The organism is Burkholderia sp. Ax-1724 (genome assembly GCF_011752995.1).
In the GTDB taxonomy this organism is placed as follows: domain Bacteria; phylum Pseudomonadota; class Gammaproteobacteria; order Burkholderiales; family Burkholderiaceae; genus Paraburkholderia.
This window is the reverse complement of the sequence record NZ_VWWL01000012.1, coordinates 114706-129704: the sequence shown is the minus strand read 5'-3', so window position 1 is coordinate 129704 and position 14999 is coordinate 114706. Positions and strand designations below refer to the sequence as shown.

Sequence of the window (14999 nt, the reverse complement as noted above, 5' to 3'; positions counted from 1 at the left end):
CCGCGCGAACAGTCAGCGCGGGTCAGAGGTGCCGGCGTGCCCGCGCCGGCACTTCGCCTCCCTCCCCTCGCCGTTTTCATTTCGCAGACTCGCTCGCTGACGCGCTTCGCGCGCTTTCTTTGTCACGCTTTCTTGGTCAGTTTGTCAGCGGTCTTTCCGTGCGGCTTCTCGCTACGCTTGCTGGCTGCGCTTCCTGCCTGAGCTTCTTATGGGCGCGCCTGATGGGCATTTTTAACGCGCGCCCCGCCGCTTCACGCGTAGCTAGCCGGCGCCGACCCGCGTGGCATGCGCAGCGTGCTCACTCCGCCGGCGGCGCGGGCACCATCGAGGGCGGCCGATCGTCGGTCGGCACGCCGTGGTAATCGGCGGGATCGTGCGGCGGGCCGCCGTGGTGGCCGGACGGATTGTCCGCGCAGCCGGCAACGCCGGCGCACAGCAGCAAGGCAAGGGTTAGAACGCGGATCATCGGCAGTCGTCTCCGGAGCAAAAGGTAGGCGGACAAACCGTCCGCCGGCGCGCCGAGAGTCTACCCGCAAAGCGCGCGGCATGACGCCGTCGCGCCCAGGCCCGAGCGGCCATTTCGTGAGATTTCGCGTGCCCTGATCTACTATAGGCTCATGGCCGAACGTTTCAGGAGACTGCCATGGACGCTGAATCGATCGCAGGTCTGATCGGACTCGCAGTAGGTCTGCTCGTGCTGGTGGCGCTGTCGGTTTTCGAATCGAAAACCTACCGGCGCGAACACGACGGCGAAGGCATGCTGCATCACTGGACGCATCAGCATCTGCATATGCCGCATTGGAAGTGGCCGCGACATTGAGCGCCGCATTCGCAGGCACCCGGCGACGATGATCTGGCGGCGCTCGAACCGCTGCGTTGGATGCCCGGATTGCGCTCCCGATGGATCAAGCCGCACTCGGCGTCGCGATGAGTTCGCGCGCCGAGTGGCGGGGGACGGTGCGCGCGGGGTATTGCATGTTTCAGGCTCGTGGCCCGGGTTCTTTGCCTTGCGCCGAGGGGTACATATAGACCAAAACAGACCAAACGATTGACGCGATCGGCTGGCTCCACCTATAATCTTTGGCTTGTCGGAGCGTAGCGCAGCCTGGTAGCGCATCTGATTTGGGATCAGAGGGTCGAAGGTTCGAATCCTTTCGCTCCGACCAAAGAAAATCAAGGACTTATGGCGTTTCGCCATAAGTCCTTTTTCTTTTTCTGGCTCCGTCAAACGGATTCCAGCGCAAACACGATCATGGCAATGATCGAACCAAAGAATAGGCATGCCCCGAGCGTGCGCTTGCGATTGAGCTCGGTCCACAGAATCACGCCCGTTAGCGACAGCAGCACGAGGCTCCCCGCGATGGAGTCGGCGAGCAGGACCCATCCGGCGCTGGCGCCATTGGCTCGGTGCAACGCCTCCAGCATGCCGATGACGCCCTGCTCCCGCCGCTCGACCGACACGAATGTGCCGCCTTTCCAATATTCGGCGTTGACGAAGTAGCGCGGGGAAATGAATCGCGCAGTCCAGCGCTCGGGCTGGACGACCGATTGATCTCCCCAGGTCACGGGCTGCGCAGGCTGACGCGACACGCTGGAGGGCGGCCGGTCGAGATGAAGCCCGGATCGAACCCACTTCCCTAAATCGCGCGGGTCGTTCAGCGAGCCGGCAGCAACCGGCAACTGTACGGTCGAGACCACGGGCCCTTGGCCTACGCGGAATTTCATGACGGCCCGATGGTTCTGCAATATGCCCGTCACACCGAACAGCAGCCCAAGGACGGCCCCCCACAGACCGACCCAGCCATGTATCTTGCGCAGCCATTTGAGAAACTGGCTGCGGCGCGAGCGCGTGGTGGCGCGGGTCGTATTGCCGGTACTCGCGGCGGCGACTCGAGTAGAAATTTGCATCTTTCGATCAGGTAGAACGGTTGTCCGGGGCATTCCTATTCCTGCACAGTGAATGCCGTGCCCGCGATTTCATGGAGCAGCTTGACGCGCTGCCGGCGACGATGGTTGGCCGAGCGCCCAGTCCGTGGCCGCATCGAATAGTGTCTGGCCATCGCTGCTCAGCTTTTCGAATGACCGGTTGCCGAGGAACAGCGCGACTCGCCGTGCCGGGGCGATAAAGTCGTAATCCATGGTGGAGCCCTTCTCATAGGCGAACACGACGGCGTGGGACGGTTCACCGGGAACGGTCGCGATCACGGTCGCGCCGGGGCCTGGCCTGCCCCACCCCATCTCGTCATCACGCGGATAGACCCAACGCTTTCCCGCGGGTACGCCACCGGCGATCGGGCTCGGCGCGTTGACCACGCTCACGTAGTGCTCCTTCTGCAGTTCGCCGAAGTCTTCCCCTTTCTTCTGGCCGGTGAAGCGCAACGAATCGTAAAGATCGGACTCCCAGGTGAGAAGCGGGATCGGCACGTCGCGAAAGCCCGTGCCTACCATGTCGCGGGCGCTGACGACCGAAGAGATGATCACGAGATCCATGCCATTCGACGCGCTTGCCGGCGTGTTTTCGTCCACCATGGTGACCGACATCCCGCGCGATTCCAGGTGGGCCCGCACCTTGTCATCCTCCTCGCGATCGCGATGGGAAAGCCGGGTCACGTAGAGAACGCGCTTGTGCAGCGCGACGCCGGGCGGCGAGCCTGCGGGAACGGACTGCGCCATGACCTCGTGAGAAAAACCGGCGACACTCACAGCGAACACGAGCGCGGCAAACCACATGCCCCGATGACGGGACGTCGTTGAGGAATGAGAGCTGCGAGTCGCAGCGGACCAGACACGGAAAGCAAAATCAAGCATGATGAGCAGGAGCAGGTTTATGCCGGCACGCAAGCCGGCATGGTTCAGAAGTCGAAGGTCGAGGTGAGAATGACGGTGCGTTCGAGTCCGATACCCAACTGACTCGACCCGGCCGACGCCCAGTAGTGCTTATTGAAGGCGTTTTCCACGTTGAGCTGGAAACTCGCCGCCTTGCCATAGATTTTCGTGTCGTAGCGGGCTCCTGCCGTGAACAACGTATAGCCCGGAATGTAGGCCTGGTTCGCATCGTTGATCGGACGCGAGCCGACGAAATACGCCCCGCCATTGACAGAAAATCCGTTGACGTGCGGCACGCGATAATTCAGAAAGACGCTTCCGGTATAACGCGGCGTGTTCTCCGGGCGCTTGCCGAGCGTGGTCGGATCGGTGCTATCGACCAGCGTTGCGTCCAGCCACATGCCTGTCGTCACGATCGAGAGATCGCGCGTGATGTCGCCCTGGTACGAGAATTCGACTCCCCGGTAGCGGCCCACGCCGTTTAATGCGTAGACATTGTCGGCATTCGCGCTGGCGGCCGGCTGCCGGATCTGGAACAGCGCCGCCGAGAAAATCCCGCCATTGTCGAAGCGATGGCGCACGCCGAGCTCTTCCTGCCGGCTCACGGCGGCAGGCAGCACCTGATAGGCGTTCGCCGCGGTCGCGGGCGCGCTGCCTGCCGATTCGAGCCCCTCGATATAGCTCGCATAGACGCTGGTTTGCGGCGTGAGCCTGAACACGAGGCTCGCGGCCGGCGAAACGTGATTGGCGTCCTGCGTGGGCGTATACGCCTGCGTGGCATGATACGAAGCGTAACGCAGGCCCGGCGTGAATTGCAGCCAGGACGTCAGGTCGATGCGATCGAATACGTAAGCCCCGCTATTCGAGGTGTGCTGCGCATAGAACGCCTTCGATCCCGCCGCCTTCAGGTTCGTGATGCTGATCGGGTTGTAGAGGTTCTGCGAGGCCGTAAAGTAATAAGTCGTGAAATCGGGCTGAAACTGCCACGTCTTGTTCACGCCAAACGTGACGTCATGGTGAAGGCGGCCCGTATCGAACAGCCCGTTGATTTCCGCGCGTACGACCTTGCTCTCGTAGAACTGTCCATCCTGCTGGCTGCCCTGCAAGGTGCCCGCGCCGGTGTTGACGTTGTATTTCTGGAAGACCCATAGCCAACGGTTGCGCTGCGTGATCGACTGGCCGATTTCCACATTGGCACGCCAGTTGTCCGAAAAGAGATAGTCGGCGCGCAGCAACTGGCTGGTCGCCGTTGCATTCGTTTTCCTGTCGTTCGGAACCAGCAACGTGGAAGGATCGGGCAAACGCGGAAGCGCGATGACACCGCTGACCGCGGCGAGAGGCGTAATGCCGGCCTGCTCGACGACATTCTGGTCGATGTGTTCGAGGTCGTACTTGAACGAAAGACGGTTAGTCGCGCGCCAGTCCAGCGCCACGCTGGCAAAGCGGCGAAAGCCGCGATCGCCGTCGATAGGCGTTTCGACGTGCTCGTCCATCGCATTCACGCGCAGGCCGAACTGGTTGTCGGGGCCGAAACGGCGGCCGATATCCGCGTGTGCACCAATGGACCCGTGCGAATCCGCCACGATCGAGGCCGAAGTGACGGGATCGCTCCCGGCGCGCTTCGTGACCATGTTCACCACGCCGGCCGGGACGATAAAGCCGTAGTACAACGCCGAGGCGCCTTTGAGCACTTCGACGCGCTCCTTGTTCTCCATCGGCATCCAGATGTTGTTGTCCACGGGCAGGACGCCGTTCAGCAAATAGCTGTTGCGGTTGTCGAGCGAGATGCCTCTTATGGATAACTGATCATATGCGATGCCGCTCAATTGCTGTCGAACGACGCCCGCCACGTTACGCAAACCGCCATAGAGGCCGGAGGCCGCCTGCGCCTTCAGCAGTTCCGACGTCACGACGTTGACGGTGGCAGGTACGTCCAGCACATCGAGTCCGGCGTACGGGCCGCTCTGTATCGACCTCGCTGCATACGCGCTTGCTTTCTCCTGCTTTGACGTGACGACGATCGCCTTCAGTTCGCTGCCGGGCCCGCTATCCGCCGTGGTGCTTGCCGCGGGACGGGTCGGGTTGACGGATGCCCCATTCCGCACCGAATCGCCGGAGATCGCGGTGTCGCTGTCGGTCGTCGATGCGCATGCCGCATAAGGCAAGCCGAGGCTCACGACAGCCAGGGCGGCGGCGATGGCAAACGGCGTTGGGGTCGATGATGATTGGGCCGAGCGTCGGCGGCGAAAGGTTGGGTGCATACACGGTGAAACGAGGGGCATGGAACGGACGATGAAGCATTGCTCCGCGATCGACGAGACACGGCTCGCAACGGCACAGGGCACCGAGCGAAAAGTTTTCAATCAGGAGTACATATCTTCACCACGGCGTGATCGACGGCGCGAACCTGTCTCGTCGCTGCATTTCAGCCGATTGGAAAAATCAGATTGTAAGCAGGCGGAAGTTGATCGTCAATGCATATGAGAATTATTATCATTAACTAATCTGTCGTGGCGTGAGGATAGTTGGGGGTAGTCAGGAACGGTTCGGCCAACCTCGCAACCAGTCAGGTCGCGATCTGCAGCATCTCCGCCAGCACCAGTCCAGCCGCCCCGCGCATTCCGGCAAGATAGCCCGCGTCGCCCAGAACCAGTTCCAGGGCGGCTCCCGGGTGCCAAGGCAAAAGGTCATTGACCTCCCGTGCAATTGCATCGAGGAGTGTCTGCCCGCCCGCAGCGATATCCCCATGCAAAATGAACATGCCGGGCGCGACGATCTGTTGAAGATTGGCGATGCCATAGGCCAGATTCCGGGCAAACTTCCTTAGCAGCAAGTCGGCATCGGACGAACCGCCGGATACCAGATCGGTCAACAGCCTGAAATCGAGCTTGTCGGCGTTGCTCAGGCCAACTGAACCGGCCTCGCGGCGAAGCCATCCGAGCGTGGCGATCGTCTCCAGGCAGCCGCGCTGTCCGCAGTGGCAGAGGGCTCCGCCCACGTGCACACGGGTATGTCCAAGTTCGCCGCCCGTTCCCTTCGGCCCGCGCAGCACGCGACCATTGAGAAAGAGCGCGGAGCCGATACCCTTCGTAACGTACAGGACAGCGAAACTATTTTTCCCTCGGCCCGCGCCGAACCACCTGTCTCCAAGCAGGAGAGCACGCGGATGGTGGTCGACGAATGTCGGCAAGCCGAAGCGGCCTTGAACTTCGTCCCGAATCCGCAGACCACCCAGACCCGGCGTCATGGCGTTATCGACGATCGATCCGCTGTCGGTGTCGACCATGCCGGCCACCGCCACGCCAATGCCGAAGGGCGCTCTCCCGGCACGCTTCAGGGTGGCCTGGACGCACTTGAAAATGATTTTCAGCAATTCGGACTGCGGCACGTCGCATGAGTCGAACGGCAGCCAGTTTTCAGCCCGAATGCGGCCGTCCATCGAGACGAGCGCAGCACGTACGCCGTCATGCATGAGCAGAACGCCACACAGGGGCTTTGCGTCGGCGGCGAACCAGAGGGGGCGCGCCGGCTTGCCGCCGACGTTATTCGCCGGCAGAGGCTCGCCTTCCACGAGTAAGCCCTTGTCGAGCAGCGGCTGAAGTATCCCGGTCATCGTGGACCGGTTGACGTCGGCATGCCGCGCAAGTTCTGCGCGGCTGGTCGGTCCGAGGTCGAACAGCGCCTGAACCACCCGGTTGCGGTTTGCAGAGCCGACATCGGATGACGAAATCAGGCCCGCTCTCCCCTGCCGGCGGTCGCCGGGCTCAAGGAAGTCATCGAGGCCACGAGAATTTCCGACCGTGCGGCCGAGTGCGTTGGTTTCTTTCATTTTGCAATCGTGTTGGTCGCCGAAGGCCGAACCATTGCCCGGCTAGTCTGAATATTACAGGTGATCGCGATTGTCTCTGTCGGGCGAGGTAAGAAGTACACGAGCGCGTCACATGTTTGTGTGAGACTCGAACATACTAAAACATGATGCACCAACGTCATGCACCGCTCGTCCGTCTGTCTTTCCCTTCTCGTGACCCCGCTGTACTTACCGCCTTTGGATATACCCATGGAAAAAATGAAAATGCCGCCAGGAAACGTTCAGAAGCTGCAGGGACCCGCGTTTCCCCTACGCGCCACGGCTCTCGCTGTCATCGTCCTCGTCCCGGTCTTGCTGTCCGGATGCGGCAGCAGCGATGACAATCCTGGCAGTACTACGCAAACGCCGACGCCGACGCCGGCTCCCGCTCCGGTCGCAACGTGGCAATTGCCGGCCTCGGAACTGCCGCTCGGCCCTTCGGGACAGCAGGAAGCGCGCACCACCACGCCGTTGAAAACGGGAGTCACTTACTATCAGATAACGCGCGGTCAAACAGCGAGCAGCGATTTCTGGACGATCACCGTTCAGTTCGCGAAAACACAGTCCGCAGCGGCCCCTGCCGCCGCCGCACTGGCGACGGCAGGCTATCAGGTGCGTTATGACTCGGCGGGTACAGGCCCAGACGGTTCGCCACTCGGATTCAACGTTTCCGTGGGCCAGTATCCTACGCAAGCGGCCGCGCAGACCGCCGCGACGACCATCGCGCAGCAGACGAACAACGCCTATACGCTCAAAGTGCGCAACACCGGCCTCGACGGCAATGCCTCGTCGACCGGCCCGTGGCTCGTCAATGTCCTTGCCATCGCGCCCACCTTCAAGGGCAATCTGCAGAACGTCATTGCAGGCGGCAACCAGGCGGACACCGGCGGCATGATCGGCCCCGCGGGTCTCGAAACGCCTCAGTCCACGGCCGCGCGAATGGGCGCATTTGCCGCCATTAACTCCGGATACGGTTCGGCAACCGCGCTCGCGACCGGCGGAACGGCAAGCACCCTCGTCTCCAATGGGAAACTCGAAGGCATGGCGGTGAACGGTCAACCGGCTGTCTCGTTCGCACAGGTCAACGGCTCGCCGTCGGTCTCGTTCCTGCAAAACGTGTCGACGACGGCGACGGTCACCAGCAGTCAAGGGGCCAGTGCGTCGATCCTTGGAGAGAACCGCTCCATTCTCGGACAGGTCTACAACTGCGGCAGTCCGGGCGCATTGCCTAACGCGGGGCCCGCGATGGATTATCCGTGCACGAACTACAACGACCTCGTGCTGTATGACGGCAACTACAACGGCGGCCTGACATCGGCCACTAACGTCGACCCCGGCTACTCGGGAGCAACCTATGAGGTACTGGTCGATAGCAAGGGCGCCGTGGTTTCCGGAAGTACCGTTCTGGGAGCGCCGCCTCCGCCGGGTGGCTACGTTCTTCAAGGGCTCGGCACAAGCGCGGCATGGCTGCAACAGAATGCGGCCAACGGCGCCTCGCTCAACGTGACGCAAAACGTGCAGTCCAACGCGGGACCGATGACGCTGGCTCAAGGTACGTCGCTGGCAGCGGCAGGTCCTACCCTGCTGCCCGCCGCAACGGTCCAGCAATCCGCCGTGGCCGAGGGATTCTCGCCCACTTTCGGCAACCTCGATCGCACCGGCAGTTGGTACTGGGGCTGGTTCATGGCTCGCAACCCGCGAACGATGATCGGCACGACACCCGACGGCACCATTCTTCTCGTGGAAATAGATGGGCGCCAACCCGGACTGTCCATCGGGACGACCATCCAGGAAACGGCAAACGTCATGCAATGGCTTGGCGCCAGCAAGGCCATCAATCTGGATGGCGGCGGGTCCAGCGCCATGATCGTCAACGGGGCCGACGTCGCTCATCCGTCGGATAACTCGCCGGCAACGCCGACCCAACGAAAGGTCATCTCGTCACTGGTGTTGACCCAGTAATCGCTGTTCGCGCTCGCCCGCTCCGCTCACTAGCCGTGCGGGCGAGCGCGGCTCGGGCGAGCGACGGTAACGCGTGTCGACGCATCCGCATCATGATGCAACACGCCACGGCTTTTTCAAACGACGGTACCCGCCCACCCAACTCAACCACGCTGCTTGCGCGGACTGTCCTCGAGATCGGCGATCGATTGATCGATCGAATCCATATGCGCGGTCATGGCCGCCCTCGCGAGCGCGGGGTCTCTCGCGGCAATTGCCGCATAGATGGCGCGGTGCTCGCTATGCGCCTGCGAGCGCCGTTGCGGAAGACGGGCCGCCGTGAAGGCTTCTTCTTCGACCATGGTGCGCAAGTTTCCGATGATCTTGGCAAGCAGCGGATTACCGGTGGCCCGGGCAATCGCCACATGAAAATCGGCGTCCAGCTTGTTACGGCTCGCGGCGTCGTCTTCGCTCTCCAGCCGGTCGAGAATCGATGCGATTTCGTCAAGCTGCGCCTTGCTGCAACACCGTGCCGCTTCCTCGGCCGATGGAATCTCGACGTAGCGCCTCACCTGATTCAGATGCGCCGGCGCGTAGCCGCCGAATACGAGTTCAGGTTTGACCTCCGTGGCCACGACGAAAGTACCGGACCCGCTTCTGGCAACGGTCAGGCCCATCGCGTCCAGACTCACGAGCGCTTCACGGATGACTGGCCGGCTCACGCCGAAGAGCCGCGCCAACTCGTTTTCCGACGGCAGCCGCTCGTTGATGCCCAACTCCCCGGACTGAATGCTGGCGATAAGCCGCTCGCGCACCTCGTCGACGGCACGACGGCGGCCGATCTTTTCGATCGATCCGGCAAAGGACGGCGCATTAGACACGGATGACTCCAATCTGCCGGGCGCGTTGCACATGCAATCCCTCGCGATGAAGCGCGGCACAGGAAGCGCGATATGACGATGCGCGCAAGACGTCAGTTAGCATGGATGGTTCGCGACGGTATTGACGAGAGTGCCGATCTGGGAAATTTCGATCTCTATTGTATCGCCCTTCTTCAACCAGACAGGCGGCTCGCGAAACGCGCCGACACCACCGGGCGTGCCCGTGATGATGACGTCGCCGGGTCGTAGCGGCGTGAACGACGAGCAATACTCGATGAGCTCCGCAATGCCGAAGATCAGGTCGCTCGTGTTCGCGCGCTGCATGACCGTGCCGTTCAGACGGGTAGTCAACGCGAGATTCGAGGGGTCCGGAATCTCGTCGGCGGTGACGAGCCAGGGGCCGAATGCGCCCGTCGACGGAAAATTCTTGCCGGGCGTGAATTGCGTCGTATGACGTTGCCAGTCACGAATGCTCCCGTCGTTGTAGCACGCATATCCCGCGACGTATTCGAGTGCATGTGCAGACGGCACGCGATGTGCCTCGCGGCCGATCACCACGGCCAGCTCGCCTTCGAAATCCAGTTGCGTCGACTCGGGCGGACACACGAGCGCGCCGAGATGGCCGCATTGGGAATCGGCGAAGCGCGTGAAGATCATCGGATGCGACGGCAGCGCGCGGCCCGTTTCCTTCACATGTGCATGGTAGTTGATGCCGACACACAGAATCTTGCCGGGATCGGAAATGACCGGCAGCATGTCTACCTGGTCGAGCGGCAAATGCTCCGTGGACTCAAGCGCCCAACGGGCAATGTCCGGCAAACGCCCAAGCGCAAGCGCGTGCCTGAGCGTCGCGCCGACCTCGGAGGAAATCGGCGCCACGTCGATAATCCGGTCTTCCTCGACGACGCCATAGGACGCGCGTCCATCGACGCGAAAACTTGCGAGCTTCATGCGGGAATCAGTCCGTTCGATGTTGAAAGGGATCAGGCGGAGTGCCGGACCGCATTGGCCTGTCGCAAGCTGTCCGGCGCGCTCGCGAACCAGGTGCAAACGGCGGCGACCACAAGGCACACCCCCATCAGCACGAGTCCCGATGCGAACGACGGCGATACCGAGCGTGCGTAACCGACGAGATACGGTCCGGCGAAGGCGCCAAGCACGCCGCCGATGTTGACGATCCCCATCACGATGCCGGTCACGCCGGGCGGCACCGCATCGGTGGCGATCGACCAGACGACCGGATACACGCCATAGATGCCACATGCGGCGATCGTCAGCAGCAGCATCGCGATACCGAAGGACACGTTCCCATAGGTGGCCGCGCCCACGATCAGCGCCAGCGCCGAGACGACCAGCGGCCACACGGCATAGCCGCGCCGGCTCACGGCCCGATCGGCGAGATTCGACAGGATGACTAAGGAAATGACAGAAACCGCGAACGGCAGCGAGCTATACCAGCCCAGGGCGACAGAATCGAGGAGGACGCGTATTGCTTGATGACGCTCGGCAGCCAGATCACGAAGCCGAGAAAACCGATGTTCCAGAACAGCAACACGAAGAAGATCAGGATCACGGCGGGCGAGCGCAACTGCTCGAACACGACCTCGCGCGTCGCTTCCTGACGGGCGGCCGCGCTGGACGCCAAATCCGAGGCAGCGAGATGCTTCAGGAGCGCGGCGCGATCCTGATCGCTCAGCCACTTCGCGGCGGCGGGCTTTTCCGCCATGCCCCATAGCCAGACGGCCGCCCACACCAGCGGAAGAATGCCTTCGACGATAAAGAGCGTTTTCCAGCTTCCGTGTTGCAGAATCAGGCCGGCCATCGGCCCGCTGACCGCCGCTGAAATCGGATAGCACAACTGCCAGATGCCGTTTGCGCGAGCGCGCTCCCGTTCATTGAACCAGGCGCGCACGATCACGAGGAAGGTCGGAAAAATGCCCCCTTCCGCGAGACCGAGCAGAAAGCGCACGATCACGAGCTGGGTGGCACTGGTCACGAAGCCCTGCGCAATGGCAACGATGCCCCATGCGACCATCAGCACCGCCACCAGCGATCTCGCGTGGCCCCGGTCGGCCAGCCAGCCGCCGGCGGCCTGCGTAATCGCGTAACCGAGAAACAGCACGCCCGACGAGAAGCCGAGCACGCTGGCCGTGAGCCCGAGTTCCGGCCCCATGGTCGGGATGGCGAAGCTGATATTGGTGCGATCGAGAAAGGCGATCAGGAATGTCACCATCATGATCGGCAACAGGATGATCCATCGGCGTAACATGCAGGTCTCCGTTTTCTATGTGTGTTGTCGTGTCGTCAGCCGATCTCGCGCAGGAACTCGCCCGCCATGCCGGCAACGAGCTCCGCGTCTTCGAGATGCGGGAAATGTCCAAGACCGGACAATGCGCGCAGCTCGACGCGCGGCGCCTGGGTCAGCCCGTCGCGCGCCGCCTCGACCATGTCCTGCGATACGAGCCAGTCTTCGGTGCCGCGCGCGATCAGCACAGGACACCGAACGTTTTCCAGCAGCGCTCTGGAATCGCAATGTGCGTAGGCACGAAGGTCGCCTTGCTGGGCAACCGGGATGATCGACAGCACGCCCCATTCGGAAAACGCGCGCGCCTCGTCCGATGCGGCGGAGCCCACGAGACTCATCGAGAAGTCGAGATTCGCGTGCATCAGGTTCACCTGCGGGTGCGTCATCATCTCGAGCGCGCCGTCGGTGAAAGTCGGCGTATGCGCGGCGCCCTGCAAGGCGATCACCGCCCGCACCTCCGGATGGCGAGCGCCCAGCAGTAGCGCGAGGTTGCCGCCGATCGAGCATCCCATCACCGCCGGGCGTTCGAGCCCCAGCGTCTGCGCGAAACGCCATAGCCAGGCCTGGATCGACTCGATATCGCTGAGGCAGACGTTGCCTGCGAGCGGCCAGCTTTTGCCGTGCCCCGGCAAGTCCGGCGCGACGCAATGAAACTCCGGCGCGAGGCGCTGCATCACGCCTTGCCATTGGCGGTTCTCGCGTCCCGGGGTATGCATGAGCAGGATCGGCTTACCGCTGCCCGCACTTTCGTAGTACGTGCGCACGCCGTCCACATCGACGTAGCGTCCGACGATTTCAGTCATGGGAATCTCCAGAGGCAACCAGGTGCCGTGTCAACCGGAACAGCTGCCAGAGCGGACGATTGGCCCACGTCGCGGCCAGGGCGTCGCCGCTGACCCGGAGTTGGCCGTGCACGACGTTGATGGCCGCGCCGTAGGGCTTCTCGCCGGCGACGAGCTGCGCCCATTCGTCAGCGGGACCCGCTACGACGAACGCCGGCGCATCCGGCTCGACAAGCGCGAGGCTGCCGCGCTCGATACGCAGGCCGATACGGCGGCCGCCCACCTCGAAGCCGAACGCCAGCTCGCGCAGATGCGCGCCGCGCTGGCGGAAGTCGTCGTCCGCATTGGCGGCGGCCACGACCCGCTGCCAGAACGGCTCGCTGCCGACGGTGTCACTCAGTACGATCATTGCGCTCACTTTGAATCTCCCACGATGCCGAGTTTGCGCAAGAGGCGATCCGCGTTTCGGTACAGCACGCCTTCGAGTGCGTCGGGCGAGAACGGGTGCATGCGTACGCGTTCGAGCGCGGTCGGAATCGGCACGACCGGAAAGCCGCTCGCGAACAGGATGCGATCGGGAATGCAGGTGTTGGCGGCCTCGGCGAACTGCGCGCAGCCCGGCAGATGAAAGTAGAACGAAGTATCGACATAGACGTTCTCGTGCCGGAACGCGAGCGCGATCGTTTCGGTGACCCAGGGCCAGCCGGAATGGTCGATGACGATCGTGAGTTCGGGGAAATCGCAGGCCACGTCGTCGATCGGCAGGACGCTGCCGTGTTCGAGCCGCGGGCCGGCGAACGGCAGCGGACCGCTCGTTATCACGACCGGCACGCCGAGTTCCGCGCATTTCGCGTAGATCGGGTAGAGCCGCCGATCATTCGCGGCGATGCGGCCGCCGTACGGATCGAGCGCGACGCCTTTCAAGCCGAGTTCTTCGACCGCGCGCCGCACTTCGCGCACCGAGCGCATGCCGAGCAGAGGATCGATGCCCGCCAGCCCCACCACGCGATCGGGATAGCCGTGCATGACTTCGGCGACGTATTCGTTCGTGACGTCATTGGCGCTCGTGCCGCTCGATTGGCGGCCGGCGAATACGACGCGCTCGACATCGAGCCGCGTCAGGTCCTGCATCCACTCGTCGATCGTGCGCGGTTGCGGCTGCGGCGAGCCGAGCTTGCGCATCACGGTTTGCGTGAGCGGCAGCTCCAGCGCGCGCAGGTATTCGGGCGTGGGCGGGCGAGCCCGGAAATCGATGATAGCCATCAAGCAGTCCTTACGTGAAGAAAACGATCAGCTGCGAAATCTTGCGATGACAGCGGGATCGGGATCGACTCCGAGCCCGGGATTCTGGGGAACGCGCAGCATGCCGTCGACTGGATGAATCCAGTCGCCATAGAGATTCTCGGGAAGGTCCACATACAGCCGCTCGAATGGCACGTCGTCGTGTCCGGACGCCGCGATCAGATGCAGCGTGGCGAGAAAGCCCGGTCCGAAATACGGCGAATGCGGCGCGATGCGCACCTTGGCCCGATCCGCGAGCGCGAAAATCTTCAGCATCTCGCTGACGCCCCCGCACTTGATGACACTCGGCTGCACGAAGTCGAGCGCGCGCGCGTCGAGCAGATCGGCGAAACCGTGGACGTTTGCCACGTTCTCGCCGGCCGCGATCGGCGCGGCGCCGTCTTCGCGCAGCACCGCGAGCGACGCCCGGTCTTCGGGCGGCCAGATCGGCTCTTCGAGCCAGTACAGGTTGCATGCGCGCAAGGCCCCGGCGATCTCGCGAGCGGCGTCCAGCGTCCAGGCGCAATTGCAGTCGACCATCAGGCGCGTGGCCTCCCCCGCGGCGCCGCGAGCCGCCTCGATGTTGGCAGGCTCGATCTCATGAAGCTTGAGCGAACGATAGCCGTCACCCAATGCACGCGAGCAATTGTGGGCCACGTCCCGCGGGTTGCCGTAGCGCAGCAGGCTCGCATAGGCAGACAGGGCCGGGACTTCGGCGGCGGGGTTGAGCAGCTTGTAGAGCGGCTGGCCCGCCACCTTCGCGGCCAGATCCCACAACGAGATGTTGATACCCGATATGCCGTACGTAACCGGGCCATTGCGGCCGAACAGATGGAGTTTTTTCTCCAGCATCTCGCAGATCGCGTCGAGCTCGGCCGGATCGGCGCCGATGATGAGCGGCGTAATCATCTGATCGATCGCGGCCTGCGTGGACGGATCGACGTTGAAGCCGAACGCTTCGCCCCAGCCGCTCAGGCCATCGTCCGTGCGAATCTCGACGAGCAGCACGTCGATCGTGCCCCAGACCGTCCCGCCAAAGCCCGTGGGCGAACCGCCGTGCGAAAACGGCAGGCGAACGATGGTCGTCTCCACCGAAGCAATCTTCATCGCGTCTCCTCGATCTATGCCGCCGCCTG

Annotated in this window: 16 protein-coding genes and 1 tRNA gene; 4 read left to right on the top strand and 13 right to left on the bottom strand. The window is 63.0% G+C overall.

All coding sequences use genetic code 11. From position 1 onward, the window contains the following. Window positions 1-298: 298 nt before the first annotated feature. A complete protein-coding gene (locus tag F3J19_RS16295) occupies window positions 299-466 on the bottom strand; it encodes a hypothetical protein (RefSeq protein ID WP_167043108.1) in 168 nt (55 codons plus the stop codon). A gap of 177 nt (window positions 467-643) precedes the next feature. Here F3J19_RS16295 and F3J19_RS16290 point away from each other — a divergent pair, with 177 nt between their 5' ends. Continuing rightward, entirely contained in the window at window positions 644-820 is a 177-nt protein-coding gene (locus tag F3J19_RS16290) for a hypothetical protein (RefSeq protein WP_167043106.1), read from the top strand. 269 nt (window positions 821-1089) lie between these two features. Further along, window positions 1090-1166 (top strand) — tRNA-Pro (locus F3J19_RS16285). A 58-nt stretch (window positions 1167-1224) separates the two neighbouring features. Here the strand turns inward: F3J19_RS16285 and F3J19_RS16280 are convergent. The 3 genes from F3J19_RS16280 to F3J19_RS16270 all read right to left on the bottom strand — a co-directional run bounded on the left by F3J19_RS16280 (window position 1225) and on the right by F3J19_RS16270 (window position 4766). Continuing rightward, a complete protein-coding gene (locus F3J19_RS16280; protein ID WP_167043104.1) occupies window positions 1225-1908 on the bottom strand; it encodes a PepSY-associated TM helix domain-containing protein in 684 nt (227 codons plus the stop codon). A gap of 69 nt (window positions 1909-1977) precedes the next feature. Next, window positions 1978-2730 carry a hypothetical protein gene (locus tag F3J19_RS16275; RefSeq protein WP_167043102.1) on the bottom strand — a complete coding sequence of 251 codons (753 nt, stop codon included), beginning with the start codon at window positions 2728-2730 and terminating at the stop codon, window positions 1978-1980. 122 nt (window positions 2731-2852) lie between these two features. Continuing rightward, window positions 2853-4766, bottom strand: coding sequence for a TonB-dependent siderophore receptor (locus F3J19_RS16270; RefSeq protein WP_345891040.1), 1914 nt, complete (start codon window positions 4764-4766; stop codon window positions 2853-2855). A 70-nt stretch (window positions 4767-4836) separates the two neighbouring features. On the opposite strand from F3J19_RS16270, the gene F3J19_RS32660 reads away from it, so the two are divergent. Continuing rightward, window positions 4837-4986 carry a hypothetical protein gene (locus F3J19_RS32660; protein ID WP_240158994.1) on the top strand — a complete coding sequence of 50 codons (150 nt, stop codon included), beginning with the start codon at window positions 4837-4839 and terminating at the stop codon, window positions 4984-4986. 406 nt (window positions 4987-5392) lie between these two features. Here F3J19_RS32660 and F3J19_RS16265 read toward each other — a convergent pair whose 3' ends face one another. After that, window positions 5393-6655 carry an ROK family transcriptional regulator gene (locus tag F3J19_RS16265; RefSeq protein ID WP_167043098.1) on the bottom strand — a complete coding sequence of 421 codons (1263 nt, stop codon included), beginning with the start codon at window positions 6653-6655 and terminating at the stop codon, window positions 5393-5395. A 228-nt stretch (window positions 6656-6883) separates the two neighbouring features. Here F3J19_RS16265 and F3J19_RS16260 point away from each other — a divergent pair, with 228 nt between their 5' ends. Further along, on the top strand, window positions 6884-8635 hold the full coding sequence (locus F3J19_RS16260) for a phosphodiester glycosidase family protein (RefSeq protein WP_167043096.1): 1752 nt from the start codon (window positions 6884-6886) through the stop codon (window positions 8633-8635). Between the two features lie 143 nt (window positions 8636-8778). On the opposite strand, the gene F3J19_RS16255 is transcribed toward F3J19_RS16260, so the two are convergent. From F3J19_RS16255 to F3J19_RS16220, 8 genes are read right to left on the bottom strand one after another with little or no spacing between them, the layout of a single operon-like run. After that, window positions 8779-9555 carry a FadR/GntR family transcriptional regulator gene (locus F3J19_RS16255; RefSeq protein ID WP_167043094.1) on the bottom strand — a complete coding sequence of 259 codons (777 nt, stop codon included), beginning with the start codon at window positions 9553-9555 and terminating at the stop codon, window positions 8779-8781. 36 nt (window positions 9556-9591) lie between these two features. After that, window positions 9592-10446 (bottom strand): fumarylacetoacetate hydrolase family protein, encoded by an 855-nt coding sequence (locus tag F3J19_RS16250; RefSeq protein WP_167043092.1) that lies wholly within the window; start codon window positions 10444-10446, stop codon window positions 9592-9594. Window positions 10447-10478: 32 nt separating this feature from the next. Continuing rightward, window positions 10479-10907 carry a hypothetical protein gene (locus F3J19_RS16245; RefSeq protein ID WP_345891041.1) on the bottom strand — a complete coding sequence of 143 codons (429 nt, stop codon included), beginning with the start codon at window positions 10905-10907 and terminating at the stop codon, window positions 10479-10481. Window positions 10908-10909: 2 nt separating this feature from the next. Continuing rightward, window positions 10910-11764, bottom strand: coding sequence for an MFS transporter (locus tag F3J19_RS16240; protein ID WP_167043089.1), 855 nt, complete (start codon window positions 11762-11764; stop codon window positions 10910-10912). Window positions 11765-11799: 35 nt separating this feature from the next. Next, complete coding sequence (locus F3J19_RS16235) at window positions 11800-12603, bottom strand: alpha/beta hydrolase (RefSeq protein WP_167043087.1); 804 nt, start codon at window positions 12601-12603, stop codon at window positions 11800-11802. Further along, window positions 12596-12991, bottom strand: a complete 396-nt coding sequence (locus F3J19_RS16230) for a hypothetical protein (protein ID WP_167043085.1) — start codon at window positions 12989-12991, stop codon at window positions 12596-12598. Before F3J19_RS16230 ends, F3J19_RS16235 begins: the two co-directional genes overlap by 8 nt. Before the next feature lie 5 nt (window positions 12992-12996). Next, the gene (locus F3J19_RS16225) at window positions 12997-13845 is read right to left on the bottom strand and encodes an amidohydrolase family protein (protein ID WP_167043083.1); all 849 of its coding nucleotides are present in this window, start codon (window positions 13843-13845) and stop codon (window positions 12997-12999) included. 27 nt (window positions 13846-13872) lie between these two features. Next, the gene (locus F3J19_RS16220) at window positions 13873-14970 is read right to left on the bottom strand and encodes a mandelate racemase/muconate lactonizing enzyme family protein (protein WP_167043081.1); all 1098 of its coding nucleotides are present in this window, start codon (window positions 14968-14970) and stop codon (window positions 13873-13875) included. Between the last annotated feature and the right edge of the window lie 29 nt (window positions 14971-14999).

Excerpts from the sequence above, each read along its gene's own strand:
- F3J19_RS16220 (WP_167043081.1), bottom strand. The coding sequence starts at position 14,970 with ATGAAGATTGCTTCGGTGGAGACGACCATCGTTCGCCTGCCGTTTTCG.
- F3J19_RS16290 (WP_167043106.1), top strand. The coding sequence starts at position 644 with ATGGACGCTGAATCGATCGCAGGTCTGATCGGACTCGCAGTAGGTCTG.
- F3J19_RS16235 (WP_167043087.1), bottom strand. The coding sequence starts at position 12,603 with ATGACTGAAATCGTCGGACGCTACGTCGATGTGGACGGCGTGCGCACG.
- F3J19_RS16250 (WP_167043092.1), bottom strand. The coding sequence starts at position 10,446 with ATGAAGCTCGCAAGTTTTCGCGTCGATGGACGCGCGTCCTATGGCGTC.
- F3J19_RS16265 (WP_167043098.1), bottom strand. The coding sequence starts at position 6,655 with ATGAAAGAAACCAACGCACTCGGCCGCACGGTCGGAAATTCTCGTGGC.
- F3J19_RS16240 (WP_167043089.1), bottom strand. The coding sequence starts at position 11,764 with ATGTTACGCCGATGGATCATCCTGTTGCCGATCATGATGGTGACATTC.
- F3J19_RS16295 (WP_167043108.1), bottom strand. The coding sequence starts at position 466 with ATGATCCGCGTTCTAACCCTTGCCTTGCTGCTGTGCGCCGGCGTTGCC.
- F3J19_RS16260 (WP_167043096.1), top strand. The coding sequence starts at position 6,884 with ATGGAAAAAATGAAAATGCCGCCAGGAAACGTTCAGAAGCTGCAGGGA.
- F3J19_RS16230 (WP_167043085.1), bottom strand. The coding sequence starts at position 12,991 with ATGATCGTACTGAGTGACACCGTCGGCAGCGAGCCGTTCTGGCAGCGG.
- F3J19_RS16275 (WP_167043102.1), bottom strand. The coding sequence starts at position 2,730 with ATGTGGTTTGCCGCGCTCGTGTTCGCTGTGAGTGTCGCCGGTTTTTCT.
- F3J19_RS16280 (WP_167043104.1), bottom strand. The coding sequence starts at position 1,908 with ATGCAAATTTCTACTCGAGTCGCCGCCGCGAGTACCGGCAATACGACC.
- F3J19_RS16225 (WP_167043083.1), bottom strand. The coding sequence starts at position 13,845 with ATGGCTATCATCGATTTCCGGGCTCGCCCGCCCACGCCCGAATACCTG.